Below are 23,589 nucleotides of genomic sequence, written 5' to 3' on the forward strand. Positions count from 1 at the left end.
AACAGACTCTCTTTAAACTTATATCGAAGAACGATAATCAGGAATTTTTGAAAATTGTACCTCACTTTTTACTCTTTTCAAAATGAAGCACGTTCTAAAGGCCTATTCTAACATAATAGTTTCGATAAGAGACTGTCGATTATTAGATAATCCTATAAAAGAGAGGGGCCTTATGCGGTGCGGTCTGTCATGGATGATCAATTCATAGGCAACAAGTTGATTTCGTCCTACTGCATCAGGATCAGTAAAAAGTTCCGTCGCGATGCTTTGCAGCGCGCAGAGGTGCTTTCAGAATTGCTATCTACATTATAACGTTCAGCGTCTGCCGTTGCAGTGTCAAGTACCGCAGTGCTTTCGCTCTCTTTCATCGGTTTTAGTACAGAATCAAAGCGATCTTAAAGCAACATTTAAGTATAATCCACTGATTTTTTAAAATGAAAGAAAGAGGTATCGAATGGGTTCTAAGCGTGTTTTAGTGAAGTTCTCCGGTGAAGCTTTAGCAGGCGAGAATGGTCACGGTATTGATACTCAGATCCTGAAATATATCGCAAATGAGATTAAATCCCTTGTTGACGGCGGCATTGAAGTAGGTATTGTCATCGGCGGCGGGAATATTATTCGTGGTGTTAGCGCTGCCAAAGACGGGATCATCCGCCGTACCTCAGGTGATTATATGGGGATGCTCGCGACGGTCATCAATGCCGTTGCGATGCAGGAGGCGTGTGAACATGCCGGTATGAAGGTACGTGTACAGACTGCTATCAAAATGGAGCAGATCGCAGAGCCGTATATTCAGCGCCGGGCGGTGCGTCACCTTGAAAAAGGGCGTGTCGTGATCTTTGCAGCCGGAACAGGTAACCCATTTTTTACAACGGATACGGCTGCGACGCTTCGTGCCGTTGAGATCGGTGCCGAAGTGATCATCAAAGCGACCAAAGTTGACGGTGTCTACGATAAAGATCCAAACAAATATGACGATGCGGTAAAACTCGACACGATCAGTTATGATGAAGCTTTGAGTGAGCATATCAAAGTAATGGATGACACCTCGATCGCACTGGCAAAAGACAATGCTTTACCGATCATTGTCTGTGACATGTTTAAAGCAGGTAATCTTTTAGAGATTATCAACGGCAATCATACAAATTGTTCAATAGTAAAATAAGGAAATATAATGAGAACAGAAGAATTGACAGCAAAAGCACTTCAAACGGCTAATATCGACCCATACCAACTTGCAATCGCGGTTGCAAAACGTTCAGAACAACTGCTAAACGGTGCGAAAAGCAAACTTAATGTAGACCTTAAAACAATGAAGGCAGCTGACCTTGCTCTTATGGAGATCTCCGAAGGTGTTGTCTCTATCAAAGGTTTTGTCGACAACGACTGACCTGATGAGGTTTCGCACCTCATTGTAAGACTTTTTTACGCTTTCCCGCTACTTTTCAAATGTAACATTCAATTGTCATCTTCTGCAAAAAAATTATTTAATGTACCCCTGCTATAATTCAAATGATTAACACATAAGGATTCGAATGGATCAAGTCGATATTGCCGCCATTCAAGGTGTCTCTACGGTAGATGGTGCTTACGCGTTACTGTCAGAAGCGATTACAATTAACTCGAATATCAGTGACGCCCTGGCCTTTGCAACAAGTGCCCATGTTGAACAGTTTAGAAAAAGCGGTGAACCCTACATCATCCATCCGATGTTGGTTGCGTCTATTGTCGCCAAGATAACGGAAGATGAGGCGATGGTCATGGCGGCGCTTTTGCATGATGTGGTTGAAGATACATCGGTATCCATTGAAGAGGTCAAAGTGCGTTATGGTGATGATGTGGCGCATCTGGTCGGCGGGTTGACGAAGATCGATTCAATCCGCGACGCCAATCTTGTCAGCTCGTCATCCGACGAACGACTGATCGTCTCGGCACTCTCTTTCCGCAAGATGTTGTTGGCTTCTATCGAAGATGTCCGTGTTCTGGTGGTAAAACTTTGTGACCGCCTGCACAATATGTTGACGCTTGATGCACTGCCTGTCCATAAACAGGAACGCATTGCCGAAGAGACCCTGGTTGTTTACGCTCCGGTCGCGCATCGTCTTGGTATCTCTTTCGTAAAAAACCTTTTAGAAGATCTGAGCTTCAAATATGTCTTTCCTCACGAAGAACAGAGAATTGCCGACTACCTGGATGAGAACTATCATGCGATTGAGCTGAAACTCAATGCCTTTCAGCAGGCCATAACAAAGCTTATTTTGCAAAACGGTTTTATGCACGAAGATTTTGAGATCACGAGCAGGGTGAAACACCACTATTCGATCTACCTGAAGATGCAGCGAAAGGGGATCGGAATCGATGAGATACTGGACCTTTTGGCGGTACGGATCCTGGTGAAAAGACCGGTCGATTGTTATAAGATACTGGGCCTCGTCCATCTGAATTTTCAGCCGCTCTCATCACGCTTTAAAGATTATATTGCGATAGCCAAAGAGAACGGCTACCAGACCATTCATACCAGTATATTTCATGAAAGCTCGATATTGGAAGTGCAGATCAGGACCTTCGAGATGCACCATACCGCCGAGCTTGGCGTTGCGGCGCACTGGAAATATAAAAGCGGGGGCAACTCTATCAACCTGGATTGGCTTAACAATCTGCAGTATCAAAACGAGTCGGTCGAAGATTTTTACGAATTGATAAAAAACGACCTTTACAGTGAAGACCTTACCGTCTTTTCGCCAAAAGGAAAACCCTACACACTGCCTCGCGGTGCGGTCGCACTGGATTTCGCTTATGCGGTGCATTCGGAGATCGGCGACAGTGCGGAGTACTGTCTGATCAACAAAGAGCGAGCTTCACTGCTCAGCGAACTGCATAACGGCGATATCGTAGGTATTCAGACAGCGCAGGAGAAGATCACGCGATGTTCCTGGCTTGATGCGGTCAAGACATCCCGGGCAAAGAGCAATATCCGTGCCAACTGCAACCAGCGCATCCGCAGCATCGACAACAGAAGCGGTTTGTTGATACTGGTCGGGATATTGGGATTGAAGGTATCGCGTATAGAAGAGTGGTGCCACGAGAACAACACGATCGACAACCGCGTCCGGCTGGCACATGATATCGATTATCTTAAAGAGGTCGTTAACAGTTATGTACATGATATTCGTGCGGCAGGACGTTTTACCCGTTTTCTGGCTTCACACCGCTTTAAACTTAAAAAGTACAACTTCGGCTCACTCGAGATATTCTCAAACCAGAGTGTCTCGGATGTTGTCTTTGACTACTGCTGTCATCCGAAAACAGGTGATGAGATCGTTGCCTTCAATCAAGACGGCAAGGCCCATGTTCACCACAAGATGTGCAAACATGCCGCGAAGATGATGGAGGACGAGGTGCCGATGTTGTTTGTCCGTTGGCGGAAAGAACGTATCTTTAAATACAACATGATCGTCAGCATGCAGAATGCCAAAGGTGCATTGGCCGGTTTCTTGACCTATCTTGTCAAATTGAACATAGATATCAACAGTATTGAACTGGGAAAAGAGAAAGGGGAACATATCCAGTACTGTGAACTGGAATTTCAGTCTCCAGAAGGCGATCTTAACCGTCTGCGCGGTAAAATAGAGCAAAAAATTAAAGTCATACAGTTTTTTCGCACCGACGATGCGTATCGAAGTAAATAGATAGGATAGAAATGATTCAAGAAGCACTCCAGGAGATCCAAAGAGGCACGGCTGAGATAATAGACAATGAGCGTATTGAAAAGCTCTTGAAAGGCTATTTAGAAGAGGGCAAAACATACACCGTAAAAGCCGGTTTTGATCCTACCGCGCCCGATCTTCACCTTGGCCACACCGTACTGCTGCACAAGCTGGCTACATTTCAAAAGTTTGGTGCGAAAGTTCAGTTTCTGATCGGCGATTTTACGGCACAGATCGGTGACCCTACCGGTAAAAGCGAGACGCGTAAAAAACTGTTGCCGGCGGATATCGCAAAGAATGCCGAATCGTATAAAGAGCAGGTCTTCAAGATACTTGATCCGGAAAAGACGGAAGTGGTATTCAACTCCGAGTGGATCAACCCTTTAGGTGCGAGCGGTATGTTGGAACTGACGACCACGTTCAATGTTGCCCGTATGCTCGAACGTGATGATTTTGAAAAGCGCTATAAAGGCGGTGTCTCTATCTCGATCAGTGAATTCATCTATCCGCTTTTGCAAGGGTATGACAGCGTGCATCTGAAAAGCGATATCGAGATCGGGGGTACCGACCAGAAGTTCAATCTTTTGATGGGCCGCCATCTGCAGCGAAGCTATGAGATCGGAAAAGAGCAGGCCGTTTTGATGATGCCGATTCTTGAAGGTCTCGACGGTGTTCAAAAGATGAGCAAGAGCCTCGGCAACTATATCGGTGTCGAAGATGAGCCTAACGATATGTTCGGCAAGATACTGAGTATCTCCGATGCGCTTATGTGGCGCTACTATGAGCTCTTGAGCGACAAAACACTCAAAGAGATCGAAGCGATCAAAGCGGGTGTTGAAGACGGCTCCCTGCATCCTAAAAAGGTCAAAGAGGACCTTGCCCAGGAGATCACCGCACGTTTTCACTCTGATGAGGCGGCGCAAGCTGCCAAAGCCGAGTTTGACAAGGTACATGCAAAAAGCCAGATCCCGACCGATCTCGAAGAGTTTGCGTTCGAAGGACCGATCTGGATCGCCAAGGTTTTGCACGAGTGTAAAATGGAGCCGTCAACGTCGCAAGCACGACGTGACATTAAGCAAGGTGCTGTTAAAATAGACCAACAAAAAGTATCGGATGAGCAGTTACAACTTGAGAGTGGCGAGTATGTCCTGCAAGTAGGGAAACGCAAGTTTGCACGAGTAAAGGTGAGATGATGGCATTAGCACCATTGAAAATTGGAAAGTATATTATTGAGAAACCTATTGTACAAGGCGGTATGGGTGTCGGTATCAGTTGGGATCAACTTGCAGGCAATGTCTCAAAAGAGGGTGGTCTCGGTATTGTCAGCGCAGTAGGCACAGGGTACTACAATAACAAAGCATTCTCCCACAAACTGGTAGCTGACCGTCCTTTGGACGTGCAGAACTTCTACTCAAAAGACGGACTCAAAGCGATCCATGACAATGCGCGAAAGATCTGTGGAGACAAGCCTCTCGGTGTCAATATCCTGTATGCTATCAATGATTACGGGCGTGTTGTACGTGACGCCTGTGAGATCGGTTTTGATATCATTATTACCGGGGCGGGACTTCCGACCAATATGCCGGAATTTACCGAGGGCTATCCCGATGTCGCGCTTGTACCGATCGTCTCTTCGCCGAAGGCGCTGAAGATCATTAACAAACGCTGGCAGAAACGTTACAACCGTCTTCCTGACGCGGTTATCCTTGAGGGCCCGAAAAGCGGCGGCCACCAGGGCTTTACTTATGAACAGTGTGCTATGGAGGAGAATCAGCTCGAAAACCTGGTTGCCCCGGTAGTCGAAGAGGCAAAAGTGTGGGGTGACATCCCTGTGATTGCGGCCGGTGGTATCTGGGATAAAAATGACATTGATCAGATGATCGCACTGGGCGCATCCGGCGTTCAGATGGGAACACGTTTTATCGGAACGAAAGAGTGTGATGCCCACGCCAACTTCAAAAAAGTACTGCTTGATGCCAAAGAAGAGGATATCATTCTGATGAAATCCCCGGTCGGCTACCCGGCTCGGGGTGTGCGTACAAACCTTACCTCGCTAGTCGAGACACGGACCGGTCCGGACATCAAATGTATCTCAAACTGTGTCGCACCGTGTAACCGCGGCGTTGAAGCCAAAGAGGTCGGTTTTTGTATCGCCGACCGTCTCAGCGATGCCTATGAAGGCAATACCGAACTGGGACTCTTCTTCTCGGGTACAAACGGGTACCGTTTGACGGAACTTCTTTCAGTCAAAGAGTTGATGGTAAAATTGACAGAGGGTGAATAGCGCAGGATGTTGCGTCTTCTAGCCTCTTTTCTGTTTTTTGCCTCTCTGCTGCTGGCGGCTTCGACCAAAACAGAGCTCGACAGTGCAAAAAAGAACCTCTATTCCTCTTCCAAATCCAACCTTTTCAAAGCCTATGACACCTATAAACGCCATTATCTAAAAGCGTTGATAAACGGGGATATCAAGACACAAAAACGCTGTTTGAACGGTATCGTCATTGCCGGTGAAAAACTCCATATCGATGTCGATGAATATGAGAAGAAGCTTGCGGTGGTCGAGTCCGAAATGGCGAGAAATCCTTCAACAAAAAAGACGGTAGATGAAAAAAGTGCTGTCTCCCAGGCGACAAAGACGGAAAAGATCAAACAGGAAAAAGTGAAAGAGAAGAAGGTAAAGATACGCTCCCAACATGCTCTATCCGGGTTTACCTGGGAAGGGAGTAGCCTTGTCCTCGATTTTGATTTTACCTTGAAAAAAAGTGATATCAACTACTTTAAACTCCGACCAGAGGGAAAGAAAGGGTATCGCTATATCTTCGATGTCCACGCTATTGTGCATAAAAAGCCGGTTATCAAACATAAAGAGATCAAACGTATTACCATCTCCCAATATAAACGCGATACCATCCGTATCGTCATCGAGAGCCAAAATGCGTTGAACCCGCGTTTCAGATATGAGGGAAACTCTCTGGTCATCAATCTCGGGGTAAGTAAAGTCTATGCACCTAAAGCAAAACAGATGCCGCGTGTGACAAAGAAAGATAAGCTGATCATTATTGACCCGGGACATGGCGGCCGAGACGGCGGTGCAGTCGGCTATAAAGGGCATCTGGAAAAAGATATCGTTTTACAGATCTCCAACCGCCTGGCCAAAGTACTGCGAAATCAGGGCTACAAGGTCAGGATGACGCGTGACACAGACAAAACGCTTACCTTGAAATGGCGTACCAAGTTTACCCGAAAAAACAATCCGGATCTTTTTATCTCCATTCATGCCAATTCGGTACCGAAGAAGAAGGCGAGTAAAGCATCCGGTATCGAGATCTATTATCTCGATCCGAAAAAGGGTTCGAAACGTTCCAGCCGTTTGGAGAGACAGGAGAACTCTGCTGATTACAAGGCGATGGACCGGAGTTTCAGTGAACTTTTGAGTGCAACACAAAGCCGGATAAAGGTAAGAGAATCCAACTTTCTGGCGATCGATCTGGGACAGAATGTCGTCAGCCGCCTTAGAGAGAAACGTTTCAAGGTCAAAGATGCGAAAGTGGCAGGCGGAAACTTCTGGGTGCTTGTCGGTGCCACGTCAGCTGCAACACTGGTGGAGGTCGGCTTTGTCTCTCATCCCAAAGAGGTGCAGCTGCTGATAAATAAACGTTATCAGCAGGCATTTGCGGAAGGGTTGGCCGATGGGGTTGAACAGTACTTCATAAATAAAGAACGTCGTTAGAGAGTATCTGCTATTCAAACAGAACGCGCAGCCCTTCACGGTTGGTGATTAGATAACCGTGCCTGCCTTTTTCGAGCAGCCCCAGGATGGAGAGCCTTTTAAGTGTACGCGAGAGGGTCTCGGGTGTCATATGCAGATCTTCCGCGAGCTGATAGTTTTTGAGTTCGCCTAAAAGGGATTCATTCTCGTAAAGATATTTGGCGAGTCTGGCGGTCGTGTCGAGAACGATATTGAGATCGATCACCTCTTCGAGGTTTTTGATCTTGCGCGAGAGCGACTTGATAAATGAGAAAGCGATCTTGGGATCGTCCATAAAGTGCTCTTTAAAGCGTTTGTAGTCGATCGATATGACTGCCCCGTCTGTCTCAAATGAGGCTGAAGCAGGATAGGGGATCTGCTCTAAAGTAGCCATCTCAGCAATAAAGATCGGGGCGTGAAAACGCCGCATGACCACTTCACTGTTCTTTTGATCGGTCTTGTAGACCTTTACAACCCCCTCTGCCAAAAAAAGCAAAGAAGTAGGCTTCTCTTTTTCATAAAAGAGGATACTCCCTTTTTGATAGGTGGTTTTTTTCGAAATTCGTTCCAGTTTACGAATAGCCTCTTCGCTCAGCTCTTCAAAAAAATAATGCTGCTGTAATTTCGTCATTGTTCACTTTTGTTTTTATGGTGTTGATTATAGCATTCATCCAAGATGAGGCTATGTCAAATAATCTTTCACTGGGCCTGAATAGGAACCGATAAATGATAGAGAGGTGCAGCTTTACAGAGGTCAGTCTTGTCGAAGAGTGCGTGATATTCAGCCATATAAAGTAAGCAGTGCGATTGTCAATGCACCCTTTTATCCGACCGCTTTGTACTCCAGTTTTCCGGCAACAGCCTCTTTTGCGTGAATAAGGTTCTCGATCTGAAGTTTTACCTTGTCATATCGGAACTGCTCTTTAAAGCCCTGAATACGGCCGCCTGAAGCGTTGGGATGGCCGCCGCCGCCGGCCCACTCTTTGGCGATAAGCGAGACATCGACCTGGTTGTTGGCACGCAGGCTCATGGTGCCGCGGGTCGAGACATCGACGATAAAGTCATACTCGGGGTAAGCGACTAAAAAGCCGTTTCCGATGATGGAGGTGTTGCCGACACCGTAGGATAGAAAGCCTTTGTACCCTTTATAGTAAATGGTCATATAATCTGTTTTCGCACCAAGCATCTTGACGATAAAGCGTGTGGCCAGATTATCCAGGGTATCATCGTCGTTTTCACGGAAAAAATCTTTTTTTAGGGCATGGATTTTTTCGTCGAGGATGATATTGGCATTGGCCATATTGACCATTTGAGCGGCCTCTTTGAGCAGGGCAACCTTGTATTTCCGGTCTTCATCGCCAAAGATAACACGGTTGAGCTCACGCGTTTCGGTGACAAGACGCATACAGACTTTACCATATTCAAAGTTTTCCACTTCATCTTGAAGCCAAAGATCGACGGCATTGACCACGGCGACAAATTTTGACATCCACTCCGGCTCATCGAGTTCAAACGTTGCTTTGGCGTACTCATAGGTGAGTTTTGTGGCGCACTTGGAGGTGTCCAAAAAATACCATTCGTATTTGTTGGCACACTCTTGCCCGCTACCGTGGTGGTCACGCAGTATGATCTCAATCTGTTTGCCTGCATCATTCAGCCTTTCGACTTCACGGTTTAGCCATTTGGCTTCATCAAGAGTCAGGTTCAGGTCGGTGATAAAGACAACAGAAGGTTCATCGCTCTTTCTAAGAACGTCAAGGATCTCATTGAGCCGTTCGATGACTTCGGCACCGTAGTTGGCATTATAGGAATAGATTTTGTATGGAGTATATTCCATGACAAGTTGGCATGAATAGCCATCAAGGTCGATGTGGGAGAGGTGATGGATGGTAGGCTTCAATTGGTTCCTTTGGTGCTGTCTGGATGTTGTATCAGGATTTGGACTATTGTTCTAAAATATCCGCTAGGGTAAGCTGCTCGAGAAAATTGTCTATTTTCCCCTGAAGACGGTTTAAAAACGGCCAGATCGAGCAAGCAGAGGACTTTTCGGATGGGCATTTGCTCTCACTTGAGGCACAGTCGAATACGGCGGGAGATTTTCCTTCTGCCGCGCACATAATGTCATGGACCGAGATCTCGGAGCTCTCTTTAGCCAGGGAAAATCCGCCGTGAGCCCCCTTGAAAGAGTTCAGAAGTCCTTTGCGCGCCATCGCCTGTAAAATTTTTGCTAAAAAGCTTTTTGAGATGTCGAGCTCTCTAGAGAGGGTCTCGGCATCCATAGGTTTATCTGCTTTGGCCAGTAAGATAAGTGATAAAAGTGCGTATTCGCTTGCACGGGTCATTAGCATGTAAAAGTATCCAAATAATATATTTTATAATCACAGGTATTATAGCACATGGAGCTTTGAGGGGTTGGGATAGTGGCTGGATACTGTAATATATCTTTAATTATTGGGGCGTTGAAGAGGTTTTTGAGAATCGTGTTGTTGATAAAGAAATAATTGGCTATAATTCGCGTCCAACAATCCCGGCAATCGTGCTGATGATTGAAATTTATATACCCTTACGGAGGCTATTATGGCTTTAGATGCGGCGAAAAAACAAGAAATTGTAAGCAAATTCGGCAAAAACGATACAGATACTGGTTCATCAGAAGTTCAAATCGCACTACTAAGTGCTCGTATTACAGAATTGACTGAACACCTTAAAACATTTAAAAAAGATCACGCTTCACGTCTTGGTCTTCTTAAACTTGTCGGTCAACGTCGTCGTTTGATGCGTTACCTTAAGCGTACAAACAGAGAGAGCTACCTTAAAACAATCGAAGCACTTTCTATCCGCGACAACATCTAATCTTGCATGCAACGCTTTCGCGTTGCTGTTTCCTCTTTTTCCCTTACGTTATAATTATCTTCTCATATTTTTATCATCTTTGCTGGTTTTAATCAATACCTTGTTAGTCTACATCCCTGCTTTAACGGATCGTTGATTTTGAGAGAGTAGAGACGGCTTAACCATTTTTTATATCGGAGTGCAGCGCTAAGCGTAAATGTGAAAGCATCATGGGCAAAATAAAAAAGCTGAAGCTATTGCAAGGGCTTTGGTGAACGCCGATATTAAAACGGACAAACCTCTCGAAACAGCGATAGGTGCAGCAAGAAGAATACGAGAGGGTTTAGGTTACTGCCCTCTTTTTTGTATAATGTGATTTTTTGTAAAGGGTAATAATGAAATATTTTAGTGTTATAAGTGCTATCTTTGTACTGCTTTTTTCAGGCTGTGCGGTGGATGTTGTCTCGAGAACGGATTACGCCAAGATCTATGCATCAGCTACGTCATGCGGTGATGACAGCGAGAAGACCCAGGCCGATGCGGTGAATGAACTGACCAAAAACTACCCTTTGATTGCGGAAGATCTGAGTTCGTATATCAAGGTTCAAAAGCGTGATGCCAACGGTACGGTCTGTTATGACGCCTTTATCACGAAAAGAGGATGGGATCGCTACACCAGGGCTTTTAAAAACAGACAGCAAGAGATTATTCAGTATGCAGATGAGAATGCAAAGGTCTTTGAATACAACAATAAAAAGGTCCTGATCAAGACAATGCTGAAGGAACGCCGGCAGTTCAATCAGAAACTCGAAAGTGCGAAAAAACTTGCCCCGATGGACATAGAACCTTTTTTGCTTGATTATAAGAGTCTGGAAAATGCCATCAATGTTCTCCCTTCTGTCAAGATAAAAGTGCATCCGTGCAACCATAACAGAAACTACAACTGTGATATCGTTTTTTCGGCGGAAGTACAAGATGAGTCGAAAAAACTGCTTTATCTATGGGACTTCGGCGAGGGTTCAAAGTCCGAGAAGAAAAAACCGGTCCACCGTTATACGACAGAAGGCAGCTACAATGTCTCGCTTCAGGTCACCGATGAATCCGGTCTAAGTACCTTTCGCACCGAAGACGTCTTAGTCATCAAAAGTAAAAATGTGCCGAAAACAGCCGGAAAAAATAGCCTGAAAGCCTATTTTATTCTTGACAAGAAGTCCTACAGTGTCAATGAAGAGGTAGATTTTGACAACCGTTCGCGCAGTGTCGGCAGCGAAATAGAAAGTTACCTCTGGGATTTTGGCGACGGCAAAACGTCGGGTGTTCGAAACCCGAAACACCGCTATGAAAAAGCGGGCAGATATGTTGTCAAGTACAAGGTCTGCAACGGCGCTAATCACTGTGCCTATGCCTCGAGCGGAATCAAAATCGTGCCGAAGGCAAACGCAGTGAAGCCAGTGACAAAAAAAGTGAAGCCTGTTCAGAAAAGAGCCCAGCCTGTTGTCGCAAAGGCAAAGAAAACACGTTCCTTTGATGCGAGAGCGGGTGAAAGTATTGACGACTATATAGCAAGGCGTGGCCAGCCGTCTGAAAAGATCGACAAGAAAGAGGGCTCGACAAAAGCCTACAAGTTTGGGAATGTCTGGTTACTGGTAAAATATGACAAAATTATGTGTGCTGTAGAAGAGAAAGGCTTTAAAACAACCTTGCTTGGTAAGCCCAAAAAGTGTAACTGGCATAAGAAGTATGCTGAAAAATATATGCTGGATCTGCAATAGTACTATTTACTCCCCCTTCTGCTGTCGATAGGGCAGCAGTACTCCACGATTGTCTTTAGTCCCTATTTCGTGACACTTTCGCGCAGCGAGACCGCTTGGTCTGGTTTTGTCGAACTCCGGTTCAAATGCCAAGAGCTGTGCGGCTGTTTAGCGGAAGAGGGTTCTCTGATTGATGATCTCATCCTGCAACTGCAAAAATGCCGAACGCGATGCGATCTCGACAGCATAGGCAGGGTTGTCCTGGTAACGGCCGAAATTACTGATCCCTTTCCCATGGGCATATGATTCATAAAAGCGTTTCTTATCGACTGTCAGAAACTTTACTTTCAGTATGAAACTGAATTTGGTCGGCTGCCAGTCGACATTCGAGTTGGAGTAGGACATCGTCTCGATCTGCGGTACGAAGATAAAACGGATACGGTGCTCACCGATCTTCGGATCATCAAGCGAATCGATCCGATGCACTTCGGTAAAGACATTTCCAAGCACTTTTTTAAGTGCCGCTTCACTCTCTTTATAGGGGCTGTATCGCAGCTCATCATTGTTACCGCCCGGAGTGGTGACCTGCAGAGCGTACAGCTCTGACGGAATATAATAGGCGACGGTGCGATGAATGGTGACAGGCCGCTCTTTTATGATCTTGGAGAGTTCAGGTGCCACGGAGATATCATGGATACAGCCGCTCATCAGAACAAGAGGGAAAAGCAGGAAAAGCGTTCTCAAACCTCAGTTCTCTTTTAAGAAGATCTCTTTTGCACGTTCAAGATCTTCTTTGGTGTCGATGCCGAAGCCGGTACTTGAGACTTTGACCATAGAGATCTTTTTCCCGTAATAGATAGCGCGCAGCTGTTCGAGTTTTTCAATGTCTTCGATAGGCGCATCGTCCAAAGAACAGAACTCCTTCAGACTCTTTTTCGTAAAACCGTAGATACCGATATGGCCGAAGTAGGTCGCAGCCCCGCTGCGGTTGTACGGGATCGGTGAGCGGGAGAAATAGATGGCGTTATGCTCGGCATCCATGATGACTTTGACAAGGTTCGGATCTTCCGCCGCTTCGGCGTTGACGGCATTGTAGCAGCTGCCCATGACGAAGGAGCGCCCCGACTCTTTGAGGGCCGTGAGCCGCTCTATCAGTGCGGTAAGAACTTCGCCTTCAATAAAGGGTTCATCGGCCTGAATGTTGATAACCAGTTCGTTGTCATCAAGGTCAAGCAGCTGGGCACATTCGTTGATGCGGTCCGTCCCGCTTTTATGGGTAGTGGAGGTCAGCATGGCATTGATACCGTGGCTTTTACATACTGCGATGATCTTCTCATCGTCAGCGGCCACGACCACATCATCAAGGTGCATGACCTGTTTTGCCGTACGGACTACCATCGGTAATCCGCCGATGTCAGCCAGGACTTTATTTGGAAAGCGCGTCGATGCCATACGTGCCGGAATAATGATCATAAATTGCCTTGTATTCACCCTTGTAGGGTATAATTTTGCTCATTATATCATGAGGAGAATTAATGCTGTTTTATCAGCCTGACAGCGGATATCGTTATAACAGTGACTCTCTTTTTCTGTACGATTTCATCTCCTCGTTTAAGCCGCGCGGCCGTATGCTGGACGTGGGGGCAGGCAGCGGTGTGGTCGGTCTGCTCGTGGCGCGGGACAACCCTAACGTGCATCTTGAAGCGGTTGAGAAACAGGATGCCTTTGTCTTTCTGGCTACCAAGAATGCCGAGGTCAACCAGATACCCTATGTGCTTCATCAAACAGACTTTTTGAAGTTTGAAGATGCGCGGGGTTTTGAGTATATCGTCTCGAACCCGCCTTTCTATCATGAAGGTGCGTCAAGGAGCGATGACGAGATGATCCATACCGCACGTTACAACATCCATCTTCCGATAGCGGATTTTGTCAACAAAGCGGCGGCACTTTTGCGTCCGCAGGGCCATTTTATCTTCTGTTACGATGCCCAGCAGTTCGGGCTTCTCTGTGCCGCTCTGGACAACGCGAAATTAAGAGTTGTTGATGTACAATTCGTCCATTCTAAGCGTGACAGAAAAGCCTCTTTAGTGATGGTCCATGCTCGTAAAAACTCAAAATCACTGATGAAGGTCTGGCCGCCTTTTTTTGCCTTCGAGGGTGACGACTATTCGAAAGAGGCAGCGGCTATCTATTCCAAAGCGAGGACGCATACACTACGATGTCAGATCTAATCCGCCAAGAGGGCTTTGACTTTGCTTTTACACCGTCGGCTTGCGAGAGCTGCGGGGGGCGCTGCTGTACAGGCGAGAGCGGTAATATTTTCGTCTCGCCGGAAGAGATAGCCGCTCTTGCAAAGCATCTAAAAATGGACGAGGCGCTTTTTCGTTCGACCTATCTCATCAAAAAAGGCTACAAGCTCTCACTCAAAGAGCGTATTGTCGGCATGTCGCATGACTGTATCTTCTATGACAGAGAGATAGGGGGTTGCGGTGTGTATGAAGCGCGTCCGACTCAGTGCCGAACCTTTCCGTTTTGGAACTATTTCAAGAACCATCTTGATGAACTCAAACGCGAGTGCCCCGGAATTGTCGATGCATAAACTGCTTTTTTCCTCATTAGCAGTGCTGATGCTTCTTAGCGGCTGTACGACGCATTCACTGCTCGATCCGGAAGCCAAGAAAGAAGAACCTCTCTACATCGATGAGAACACCTTGATACTTTTTGCTCTCGATGCACAGAACCGTGGCGATGACGCGCAGGCTGTTGGTTATTATGACCTCCTGTATGAAAGAACAAAAAAGGGACTCTACAGAGATCAGGCGATGGGTGCGTTGATCCATGGCCGCTACTACGACGACGTTGTTGAACGTGTTTTGTCGATGCGTCAGAACAGTGAAGAGATCTCAGAGCAAGATCAACGCTATTTTATTATTGCTCTTTTGTCCGGCAACGAGATAGAGAGTGCAAAAGAAGAAGCTCTTACGCTGGTGCAGAAAAGTCCGACAGAAGAGAACTACCTCATATTGGCTGAGGTCTATCTGCTCGAAAAAGATTATGACAAGACATTGGATGTTTTGGAAAAAGGCTACGGGCTTAACTACTCCGAGCAGATCCTGGACAAGATCGCGCTGCTGATGTACACCAATATGAATCGCCGTATGGAAGCCGTAGAACGTCTAGAACAACACATCGAACATTTTGGTTACTCTCTAGCCGTAACAAAACGTTTAGCTGCTCTTTATGGCGACCTTCGCAATGAAGAGGGCTTATTGAGGACCTATCCGCACCTCTATGACCTTGACCCGACTGCACAGAATGCCGAAATTGTGATCCAGCTTTACTGGAATGCAAAAAAAGTGCCTGAGCTGACAAAGTTTCTCGAGCGTACCGGCAGTAATGACGCACTGCTTTTAAGGATATACTCCGGAGAAAAGCGCTTTTCAGAGGCCGTTGTGCTTGCCGAAAAGCTCTATGAGGAGACAGGCGAGATCGATTATCTCGGTCAAAAAGCGATCTTTGCCTACGAAGCCGCCAAAAACAAACATGACAAGCAGCTTTTGGACAGTGTCATCAGTGATCTTAAAAAGGTGGTCGAGATCAAGGAAGAGGGGTATTATCTTAATTATCTCGGCTACTGCATGATCGAATATGACCGTGACATTGAAGCGGGGATGGCCTATGTCAAAAGAGCTTTGGCGATTGAGCCGGATTCGGGTTACTTCATCGATTCGCTTGCCTGGGGTTACTATAAACAGGGCGAGTGTGAGAAAGCGTACGAGCTGATGAAGCGTGTGGTCGAGATAATGGGTGATGACGATGAAGAGGTCAAAGCCCATCTTAAAGCAATTAAAAAGTGTAAAAAAGGAAAAAAATAGATGATATTAGATGCGATTATTGCCAAGACAAAAGAGGACCTCGCTATTCGGGAAAAAGAGTTTTCGATGGAGTGGCTGGGCCGTTCGCTTGCCTTTAATGCCCGTGCGCCGCGCGACGTTATTCCCTATCTGAAGTCGACCGAAGAGGACAAATACCGTATTATCGCCGAGGTGAAAAAAGCGAGCCCTTCCAAGGGTGTCATCCGTGAAGACTTTGACCCGCTGGCGATCGGACAGGCGTATGAGCGCGGCGGCGCGAGCGCGATCTCGGTTCTGACGGAGCCGCACTATTTCCAGGGCAGTCTTGAATACCTCGCCGGCCTGCGCCGTTACGTCGGAATCCCGCTGCTTCGCAAAGACTTTATTGTTTCGGAGTATCAGCTTCTAGAGGCCCTGGTCCATGGTGCCGATTTTGTGCTGCTCATCGCGGCAGCACTATCGCGTAAAGAGCTCAAGCACCTGTTGAACTATACGCGTCACCTGGGAATGGAGGCCCTTGTCGAAGTGCATGACAAGTCGGACTTGACCAAGGCGATCTTCGCCGGAGCCGATATCATCGGTATCAACCACCGCAATCTCCAGACCTTCGAGATGAACATGAACCTCTCCTACGAGCTGATTCCGCTCATTCCAAACAACAAGATCATTGTTGCCGAGAGCGGTATCTATGAACATGGCCAGTTGGAAGATCTTCACAAGGCGGGTGTGGACGCCTTCCTTGTAGGCGAATCACTGATGCGCCAGGATGATGTCGAGAGCGCACTTCGTTGTCTGAAAACCGGTGAATGTGAGTGAAATATTTTTCTCTTCTTGCGTTAACGTTGTTCGTCACAACAGGCTGTTCGTCAACGCCGAAAGAGGAGGCTGCTCCTAAAAAAGCGCCTAAAAGCAGCGCCACTTCAGCCCGTTTCACTGCAGAAGAGGGGAGAACCTCTTTTAGCGTGCCGACCTATTTCGAAGGCGGTATGGAGGATAAAGACCATGACGGCGTCGAAGACAGCAAAGATCAATGCACAGATACCCCGATCGGCGTGCAGGTCGATGAAAAGGGGTGTGCTTTTGATCGTGATAAAGACGGTGTCAAAGATTATGAAGATGCTTGTCCCGACTCGATGCCGCACGCCAAGGTCAAAGCCGACGGCTGTGCCGACTTTGTCTCGTTTCGCCTCTACTATGCGCCGCGGGTCAACGAGATCACGCCCAAATCGATGTTAGTACTCGAGAAGGCGGTCGGCTTTCTGCAGGAGCATCCTGAATACAAGGTCAGGATTATCGGTTATACCGAGACTGTCGGTGACGGTAACTACAATATGAAACTCTCCCAAGAACGTGCGGAAGATGTCCTGAAACTCTTTAACCGTAAAGGGATCAACTTCAACCGTCTGGAAGCGATCGGAAAAGGTGATAGCGAACTTATTGCCGATAACGCGACGGACGAAGGACGGGAGCTTAACCGTCGCATTGAGGTCGAGCTTTACCAGTAGCAGCGCTACTTTCTGGCCGGCTTTTGCCAGTCGCCCCTCTCTTTTACTATTATATTTTATTCAACCTCTACTAAAGAGCAACAGCATATTACGCGCGCATATCGGTCAAAACCGTATAGAGACGTAAAAGCTTAGATCGAAGGTCATGTCGTCGGAGAGAAAGTTGTTTCTTCGATAGAGGACATAGGAAGGTTTTGTCGTCGTTTCGTATTCGCTTTTAGGCAGCCATTCGTGGTAGACCCAGTGAATGAACTTCAGGCTGTCGCCGTGGACCCCTTTTAGGTCGAACCGGGCATAGATCCCTTCGGAGATCTTGAACTTCGGAAGCCTGTCGCTCTCTACCTCTTTAGCATTCTTTGGAACGATGCATGCGATATACTGGCACTCATCCAGTGGGGTGATAGTGGGGTTGTCATGGAAGAGGGCGATCTCTTCAAAGTCGCCGATCTTCTGGCCCATTGCCCAGGTCTGCAGCTTTTGCCAGGTCTGCCTGATCGTCGGACCGTAGCCCTTATGGCGGATGTAGTAGCTTTCAATGGCCGGCATCTTAACGATTGTCGGTTGCATGCCGCTGAAGTCGGCTGTTGACCGTCCAGCTATCTCCGACTGTTGCAGAATCTGGTTGGAATAGCTCTTGTACCCGCCTCTCCGCCACGCTTTCGGTGTCATTTCGAAACGTTCTTTGAACGCCTTGATGAAAGAGGAGTGCGAACTGTAGCCGCAGATGTTCGCGACGTCGGAGATAGTGGAATATTTGTTGGTCAATAAGAGGTTCGAGGCTTTTTGCAGACGGATGGATTTAATGCTTTCGTAGATATTCTTGCCGAAGGCCTCTTTGAAAATACGGTGCATGTGAAACTTGCTGACGGAGAGGTCGGCACTGAGCTCTTCGATATCGATATGGGTGTCAATATGGGTGTAGATATAGTACATGATATCATTGGCGATTTTGGTCCGTTTCTGCAGGGTAGCTTTTTTCATGAGAATATTATAGCAATAATAGACTATTTTACAGACAAATATGAAACATATTTCAGGCACATAGCAGTCAAGAGAGTAGCAGTTAAAATGAAGAAATAAATCTTTAAAAATTCTACAATACTTCCATCATTGCAAAAAGGTGGAAAAGAGATGCAAAAGATCACAAAAATATTGGTCGCCAACAGGGGCGAAATCGCGCTCAGGATCATCCGTGCCTGCAGGGAACTTGGGATTAAAAGTGTTGCCATGTTTTCGGAAGTCGATATCGAGGGGATCTGGGTTAGAAAGGCCGACGAGTGCTACCCGATTCTTGGCAACCCTATCGAGGCCTACCTCGATTATGAGCGGATCATTTCGCTGGCGCTTAAAGCCGGCTGCGAAGCGATCCACCCGGGGTACGGCTTTCTATCGGAGAATGCAGCGTTCGCTGAAGCCTGTGAAGCGAAAGGGCTTGTCTTTATCGGTCCGAAAGCAGAACATATCGCCCTTTTTGGCGATAAAATGGCCTCCAAGGTGGCGATGAAGGCGGTCGGCGTGCCGGTGCTTGAAGGGACTGACGCGCCGGTCAGCAGCCTGGAAGAGGGGGCAAAAATCTCCAAAGAGATCGGTTTTCCGGTCATCATCAAAGCGGCCTTCGGCGGCGGAGGAAGGGGTATGCGTATCGTCAGGGCGGCAGAAGAGTTTGATGCGCTCTTCGAGTCAGCGACTTCAGAAGCTACAAAGTATTTCGGACGGGGTGAGATGTTCATCGAGAAGTATGTCGAGAACCCGCGCCACATTGAAGTACAGGTCATCGCAGACAAATACGGCAAAGTGGTCCATCTCGGTGAGAGGGACTGTTCCATTCAGCGCCGTCATCAGAAGGTGATTGAGATCGCCCCGTCACCGAGACTCAACGATGCGGTCAGGCAGGCGCTCTTTAGGATGTCGACAAAAGCGATGCTGGAGCTGGGATACGAAAGCGTCGGCACCATTGAGTTCCTTGTGGACGAAGCGGATAACATCTACTTCATCGAGATGAACACGCGCGTCCAGGTCGAACATCCGGTGACAGAGCTTATCTCGGGTATCGACATTATCCAGCAGATGATCGAGATCGCCGAGGGGGATCATCTGCGTTTTCGGCAGGACGAGGTCGTCTTTAGAGGCTATGCCATCGAGTTCCGTATCAATGCAGAGGACCCGAAGAAAAACTTTTTTCCCTCCGTCGGAAAGATCAGCAACTATATGGCACCGGGCGGACCGGGTGTCAGGCTCGATACCAGTCTCTACGCCGGTTACACGATCCCGGGAAATTACGACTCCATGATCGGGAAACTGATCGTCTGGTCACTGGATTGGGAGGGGGCCGTCAACAAGGCAAGGCGGGCATTGGACGAGTTCTATATCGACGGGGTCGTGACCAATATCCCCCTTCACAGGGAAATCACGAGGGATCCGGATTTTATAGAAGGGAGGTTCGACACCGGCTACCTGGATACAAAGCTTCCTCTTTTCAACATGGAGACGTTGGACCATATAAAAGAGGAAGAGCGGCGGATGTCAGAGATAAGCGTTCTAATAGAGAGGATCAGAAGCAACAATATAAAGATACGGCATTAAGGTTTTTATATCTTTCTATACATGCAGCAAGCTGGTCGACTCGGAAAGGGAGGCAGCTTACTCCATTCCTTCTTTGACATTGCTCCAATTCGTCTTCACCTCTTTCTTGGTACACCCGTTAAGTCAGTAAGAATAGGCGTACAACTGTTTCCGCTATTGTCTGATTTGGCGGATAAACAGATATAAAAATGATGCCGGATAACAGTAGATCTGTGTGTAGGGTATAAAACAGAAATAGGTGTGATTTGTGTGCAGAGCGGCTGGAGATGTGTCTACGCCGCTTCTATCGTTCAGCTCTTCTAGTAGATTCCAAACTTGCCGTCTGTGCGTTTGTAGAGGACTCGGGTGTTGTGGTCGAGATCATCAAAGACAATGAAGTGCTTTTCGCTTCCCTTGAGGATATCGATTGCGTCTGCTATCTCTGTCGGTTTGTCAATGTCCATATTGTGGGGAACGACCTCGTCAACCAGACCGAGAGACTCTTTGATCTCGTCTTCCGCGATCTCGGCACCCTTGAGATCCTCGGGCCGTTCTACTTCTTTAATCCTTTTATCCGTGATCTTGTCATGGTGGCGTCTGAGGGTTTTTTTTGCCCGTTCTATTCCTAAATCAACTGCGACATAGAGATCTTTGTCCATCTGTTTGACAACAACGCTGTTTTTTCTGGCCATGTTGATGACAAATTCTACGCCAAAACCATTTTTATTGTTTCGCCAGTTTTCCTGAGAAGAGACGACAACCCTGACCGAAATGATGTCAAGATTGTACTTTTTCAGCTGCTCAACGGCGTTTTCGATATGGCTTTTAAGGGCGTCAGTTAGTTCCACCTGCCGACCGGTAATAGTAAGAAAATCCATCTTATCCTCCATTTTAACTGTTTGACTATATTTGATTATATCGCATCATCGCCTAAATGCAAACTTTGAGTAGATGACGGTTTTCAACACTTCGAATCCAAACCAAAAGTGTGATCCCAAAACAGCAATATTACTTCTGAGATCAAGGGATGAAAATCTCTCACTGTTCCAAGACTAATAGGTAAGCGAAGTGAAAAAGTATGTTGTATTATATGTTACGCCATTGATACACTTCAGTAGCTGATCTGCAATATGAACTGTTTAGACTACATCCAAAAATTTAGGGGCATAACATGTTCATATCGTCAAAAGAGGTTGAGATGATACTGGATCAGGAGCTTTCGGTGCGCTTGTGTGAATGGATCAGTAGCTATTCGCCTGTTAGTTGCAAAGAAGTGTTCGGTTCTGAAAATGAGATACGTTTTAATATTGACGAGGCGATTGAATTTGCCAAGATCAAGATGCATCGGGACAGTTTCAAGCGGGAGTTTTTTCCGCACCTTGTAAGGCTGAAACACTGCAAGGTATGCGATACATTCAACACTGCCCATTCGGCATAAAGTGGCGATCTTCGCCACGGCGAAGATAGATGTGAGTCGAAAGCTTAGGAAAGAAGGGCTTTTGCACACTCGTTGATGCGTTTGCCGTCGGCGATGCCGTTAAGCTCTTTGGAAGCCATTCCCATCACCTTGCCGATGTCTTTCATAGACTCGGCGCCAGCTTTGGAAATGATCTCTTTGAGACGCGTTTCAAGTTCTGCATCGTCAAGCTGTTTCGGCAGGTAGGCTTCGTAGATGGCGATCTCGGCCATCTCTTTGTCGTATAGGTCGTCACGACCCGCATCTTTGTACTGGCTTGCCGCGTCCTGGCGCTGCTTGACCTGCTTTTGGATGATCTTGAGAACAGCGGCGTCGTCAAGCTCGATACGTTCATCGACTTCAACCTGTTTAAAAGCCGAGGTGAGTAGTCTCAGCGCATCGCGGCGTACCGTATCTTTGGCTTTCATCGCCTCTTTAATTTCGTTGTTGATCTGTGTTTTTAGTGACATGATTTTCCTTGAGTAGAGAGAGTTGTTAGTTTTGTGATGACATTATAGTGAAGTAGAGATTAAGAAGCGCGAAGAATATAGCGCGGTAGAACTGCGCGCGGGCATCCCGCCGAGGGAAACCCAGCGTTAGCGCAGCGGAGGGAATTATTACGGCGGCGTGTTGATCAGTAGTTCACCGCTACTTTATAGGTCGGGTCATTCTCTTCGAAGGTGCAGTGCGGTCCTGCATTTTTCATCAGGGTCTTGCAATCTTTTGAAAGGTGTCGGAGAGTAAGGTTCTTGCCGGCTTCTTCGTATTTTTTAGTCAGGGTGTCGACTGCTTCGATGCCCGAAGAGTCCATCACGCGTGCGTTATTAAAATCGATAACGACGCGCGGCGGATCCTGGTCGATGGTGAAGGTGTCCATGAAACTGGTCACCGAACCGAAGAAGAGGGGACCGTCAAGTTCGTAGACCTTGGTACCGTCCGCTTCGACGTTTGTCTTCGAGAAGATACGGGCATGTTTCCAGGCAAAGACCAATGCCGAGATGATAACGCCTGAGATAACGGCGACGGCGAGGTCGGAAAAGATGGTAATGACCGTGACGACAATCATGACAAAAGCGTCACTTTTTGGCATGTGTTTAATATGGCTGGCGCTGCTCCATTCAAAGGTCCCGATGCTCACCATGAACATGATCCCGACCAGAACGGCAACGGGGATGACATTGAGCAGATCAGTCAGTGTTGCGACGAGCAGCATCAGGCCGACGGCGGCCGTAATGCCGGAGAGACGTCCGAGACCGCCTGAGGTGTAGTTGATGATGGACTGGCCGATCATCGCACACCCCGGCATACCGCCGAAAAAACCGCAGGTGATGTTCCCGCTGCCCAGTGCGATACACTCCTTATTGCCGGAACCGCGGGAGTCACTCATCTCGTCAAGCACGGAGAGAGTCAGAAGCGATTCGATAAGCCCGACCAGTGCGACGATAACGGCGTACGGAAGTACCATCATGATGGCGTCGAGGCTCAAGACTGTGTCCGGAATGTGGAAAGAGGGTAGCTGGCCCTTGAACTGGCTCAGGTCTGTGAGGTTGCCGACGGTGATGGTGTTGATGTTACCGTAGTAGACCAGCAGGGTAAGTGCGATGATGGCAATCAGACCGGCCGGGATAGCCTTGGTGTACTTCGGCAGGAAGTACATGATCAGCATGGTCGAGATGACCAGCAGGTACATCTCGGTGCCCTGGCCCTCAAAGAACTTGAACTGTGCCAAAGCGATAACAATGGCAAGACCGTTGACAAAACCGTACATCGCCGGCTGGGGAACGAGGCGGATGAATTTGCCCATTTTGAAAACACCCGCCATGACCTGCAGCAGGCCGGCAAGAACGGCCGTAAGGGTGATATACTGCAGCACGCCAAAGGCGAGGTCATCGCCGCTAAGCCCCTGCGTGCTCAGCATGGTACTGGCCTGAAGGCTGAGCGCGACGAGTACAACGGCAACGGAGCCTGTCGCCCCCGAGATCATCCCCGGTTTACCGCCGATCAGCGCGGTGATGAGACCCAGGATGAAGGCGGTGTAGAGACCGACAATCGGGCTGACGTCGGCGATGAACGAGAAGGCGATCGCTTCGGGAACGAGGGCAACGGCGACGACAAGCCCGGAAAGGATATCGTTTTTGATATTTTTGGAGGAGTAGTTGGCGATATTGAACAAA

General features: G+C 47.5%; 24 protein-coding genes. 15 read left to right on the forward strand and 9 right to left on the reverse strand.

Translation table 11 applies throughout. From position 1 onward, the window contains the following. The first annotated feature begins 454 nt into the window (after positions 1–454). The 6 genes from pyrH (at position 455) to WCY20_RS04760 (ending at position 7,437) form a co-directional block, all read left to right on the forward strand. Positions 455–1,165 carry a UMP kinase gene (gene pyrH / locus WCY20_RS04735; RefSeq protein ID WP_345977406.1) on the forward strand — a complete coding sequence of 237 codons (711 nt, stop codon included), beginning with the start codon at positions 455–457 and terminating at the stop codon, positions 1,163–1,165. Between the two features lie 9 nt (positions 1,166–1,174). Then, positions 1,175–1,390: a DNA-directed RNA polymerase subunit omega gene (locus WCY20_RS04740; RefSeq protein ID WP_345977408.1), complete on the forward strand. Its 216-nt coding sequence runs from the start codon at positions 1,175–1,177 to the stop codon at positions 1,388–1,390. A gap of 145 nt (positions 1,391–1,535) precedes the next feature. Next, the gene (locus tag WCY20_RS04745) at positions 1,536–3,689 is read left to right on the forward strand and encodes a RelA/SpoT family protein (RefSeq protein WP_345977409.1); all 2,154 of its coding nucleotides are present in this window, start codon (positions 1,536–1,538) and stop codon (positions 3,687–3,689) included. 11 nt (positions 3,690–3,700) lie between these two features. Beyond that, the gene (tyrS, locus tag WCY20_RS04750; protein WP_345977411.1) at positions 3,701–4,900 is read left to right on the forward strand and encodes a tyrosine--tRNA ligase; all 1,200 of its coding nucleotides are present in this window, start codon (positions 3,701–3,703) and stop codon (positions 4,898–4,900) included. Next, positions 4,900–5,991, forward strand: coding sequence for a nitronate monooxygenase (locus tag WCY20_RS04755; protein ID WP_345978219.1), 1,092 nt, complete (start codon positions 4,900–4,902; stop codon positions 5,989–5,991). The genes tyrS and WCY20_RS04755 overlap by 1 nt, the downstream gene beginning before the upstream one ends. Positions 5,992–5,997: 6 nt before the next feature. Then, the gene (locus WCY20_RS04760; RefSeq protein ID WP_345977412.1) at positions 5,998–7,437 is read left to right on the forward strand and encodes an N-acetylmuramoyl-L-alanine amidase; all 1,440 of its coding nucleotides are present in this window, start codon (positions 5,998–6,000) and stop codon (positions 7,435–7,437) included. Positions 7,438–7,447: 10 nt separating this feature from the next. On the opposite strand, the gene WCY20_RS04765 is transcribed toward WCY20_RS04760, so the two are convergent. From WCY20_RS04765 to WCY20_RS04775, 3 genes are all read right to left on the reverse strand, one after another. Then, the gene (locus tag WCY20_RS04765; protein ID WP_345977414.1) at positions 7,448–8,086 is read right to left on the reverse strand and encodes a Crp/Fnr family transcriptional regulator; all 639 of its coding nucleotides are present in this window, start codon (positions 8,084–8,086) and stop codon (positions 7,448–7,450) included. A gap of 192 nt (positions 8,087–8,278) precedes the next feature. Then, positions 8,279–9,355: a phosphoesterase gene (locus WCY20_RS04770; RefSeq protein WP_345977416.1), complete on the reverse strand. Its 1,077-nt coding sequence runs from the start codon at positions 9,353–9,355 to the stop codon at positions 8,279–8,281. Positions 9,356–9,398: 43 nt separating this feature from the next. Then, positions 9,399–9,803 (reverse strand): Rrf2 family transcriptional regulator, encoded by a 405-nt coding sequence (locus tag WCY20_RS04775; protein WP_345977418.1) that lies wholly within the window; start codon positions 9,801–9,803, stop codon positions 9,399–9,401. Positions 9,804–10,032: 229 nt separating this feature from the next. On the opposite strand from WCY20_RS04775, the gene rpsO reads away from it, so the two are divergent. Next, complete coding sequence (gene rpsO / locus WCY20_RS04780; RefSeq protein WP_345977420.1) at positions 10,033–10,308, forward strand: 30S ribosomal protein S15; 276 nt, start codon at positions 10,033–10,035, stop codon at positions 10,306–10,308. 374 nt (positions 10,309–10,682) lie between these two features. Further along, positions 10,683–12,059, forward strand: coding sequence for a PKD domain-containing protein (locus tag WCY20_RS04785; RefSeq protein WP_345977421.1), 1,377 nt, complete (start codon positions 10,683–10,685; stop codon positions 12,057–12,059). A gap of 147 nt (positions 12,060–12,206) precedes the next feature. Here the strand turns inward: WCY20_RS04785 and WCY20_RS04790 are convergent, their stop codons facing one another. Both WCY20_RS04790 and kdsB read right to left on the reverse strand, forming a co-directional pair. Further along, positions 12,207–12,782 carry a hypothetical protein gene (locus WCY20_RS04790; RefSeq protein WP_345977423.1) on the reverse strand — a complete coding sequence of 192 codons (576 nt, stop codon included), beginning with the start codon at positions 12,780–12,782 and terminating at the stop codon, positions 12,207–12,209. Between the two features lie 3 nt (positions 12,783–12,785). Then, positions 12,786–13,511 (reverse strand): 3-deoxy-manno-octulosonate cytidylyltransferase, encoded by a 726-nt coding sequence (gene kdsB, locus WCY20_RS04795; RefSeq protein ID WP_345977425.1) that lies wholly within the window; start codon positions 13,509–13,511, stop codon positions 12,786–12,788. 62 nt (positions 13,512–13,573) lie between these two features. Between kdsB and WCY20_RS04800 the strand changes: the two genes are divergently transcribed. The 5 genes from WCY20_RS04800 to WCY20_RS04820 are packed head-to-tail and all read left to right on the forward strand — an operon-like array spanning position 13,574 to position 17,397. Continuing rightward, positions 13,574–14,269: a methyltransferase gene (locus tag WCY20_RS04800; RefSeq protein WP_345977426.1), complete on the forward strand. Its 696-nt coding sequence runs from the start codon at positions 13,574–13,576 to the stop codon at positions 14,267–14,269. Next, positions 14,257–14,637 carry a YkgJ family cysteine cluster protein gene (locus WCY20_RS04805; RefSeq protein ID WP_345977428.1) on the forward strand — a complete coding sequence of 127 codons (381 nt, stop codon included), beginning with the start codon at positions 14,257–14,259 and terminating at the stop codon, positions 14,635–14,637. The genes WCY20_RS04800 and WCY20_RS04805 overlap by 13 nt, the downstream gene beginning before the upstream one ends. Further along, the gene (locus tag WCY20_RS04810) at positions 14,630–15,913 is read left to right on the forward strand and encodes a hypothetical protein (RefSeq protein WP_345977430.1); all 1,284 of its coding nucleotides are present in this window, start codon (positions 14,630–14,632) and stop codon (positions 15,911–15,913) included. Before WCY20_RS04805 ends, WCY20_RS04810 begins: the two co-directional genes overlap by 8 nt. Continuing rightward, entirely contained in the window at positions 15,914–16,708 is a 795-nt protein-coding gene (trpC, locus tag WCY20_RS04815) for an indole-3-glycerol phosphate synthase TrpC (protein ID WP_345977431.1), read from the forward strand. It begins immediately after the preceding gene. Next, complete coding sequence (locus tag WCY20_RS04820) at positions 16,705–17,397, forward strand: OmpA family protein (RefSeq protein WP_345977432.1); 693 nt, start codon at positions 16,705–16,707, stop codon at positions 17,395–17,397. The genes trpC and WCY20_RS04820 overlap by 4 nt, the downstream gene beginning before the upstream one ends. 105 nt (positions 17,398–17,502) lie before the next feature. Here WCY20_RS04820 and WCY20_RS04825 read toward each other — a convergent pair whose 3' ends face one another. After that, positions 17,503–18,378: a GyrI-like domain-containing protein gene (locus tag WCY20_RS04825; RefSeq protein ID WP_345977434.1), complete on the reverse strand. Its 876-nt coding sequence runs from the start codon at positions 18,376–18,378 to the stop codon at positions 17,503–17,505. A 150-nt stretch (positions 18,379–18,528) separates the two neighbouring features. Here WCY20_RS04825 and WCY20_RS04830 point away from each other — a divergent pair, with 150 nt between their 5' ends. Further along, on the forward strand, positions 18,529–19,980 hold the full coding sequence (locus WCY20_RS04830; protein ID WP_345977435.1) for an acetyl-CoA carboxylase biotin carboxylase subunit: 1,452 nt from the start codon (positions 18,529–18,531) through the stop codon (positions 19,978–19,980). Between the two features lie 299 nt (positions 19,981–20,279). On the opposite strand, the gene raiA is transcribed toward WCY20_RS04830, so the two are convergent. Then, positions 20,280–20,837, reverse strand: a complete 558-nt coding sequence (raiA, locus tag WCY20_RS04835) for a ribosome-associated translation inhibitor RaiA (RefSeq protein ID WP_345977436.1) — start codon at positions 20,835–20,837, stop codon at positions 20,280–20,282. A 293-nt stretch (positions 20,838–21,130) separates the two neighbouring features. On the opposite strand from raiA, the gene WCY20_RS04840 reads away from it, so the two are divergent. Next, the gene (locus tag WCY20_RS04840) at positions 21,131–21,397 is read left to right on the forward strand and encodes a hypothetical protein (protein ID WP_345977437.1); all 267 of its coding nucleotides are present in this window, start codon (positions 21,131–21,133) and stop codon (positions 21,395–21,397) included. 44 nt (positions 21,398–21,441) lie between these two features. Here WCY20_RS04840 and WCY20_RS04845 read toward each other — a convergent pair whose 3' ends face one another. Together WCY20_RS04845 and WCY20_RS04850 are read right to left on the reverse strand one after the other, a co-directional pair. Next, a complete protein-coding gene (locus WCY20_RS04845) occupies positions 21,442–21,885 on the reverse strand; it encodes a GatB/YqeY domain-containing protein (protein WP_345977438.1) in 444 nt (147 codons plus the stop codon). Positions 21,886–22,049: 164 nt separating this feature from the next. After that, positions 22,050–23,588: a SulP family inorganic anion transporter gene (locus WCY20_RS04850; protein ID WP_345977440.1), complete on the reverse strand. Its 1,539-nt coding sequence runs from the start codon at positions 23,586–23,588 to the stop codon at positions 22,050–22,052. Between the last annotated feature and the right edge of the window lies 1 nt (position 23,589).

The organism is Sulfurimonas sp. HSL3-7 (assembly GCF_039645985.1).
In the GTDB taxonomy this organism is placed as follows: domain Bacteria; phylum Campylobacterota; class Campylobacteria; order Campylobacterales; family Sulfurimonadaceae; genus Sulfonitrofixus; species Sulfonitrofixus jiaomeiensis.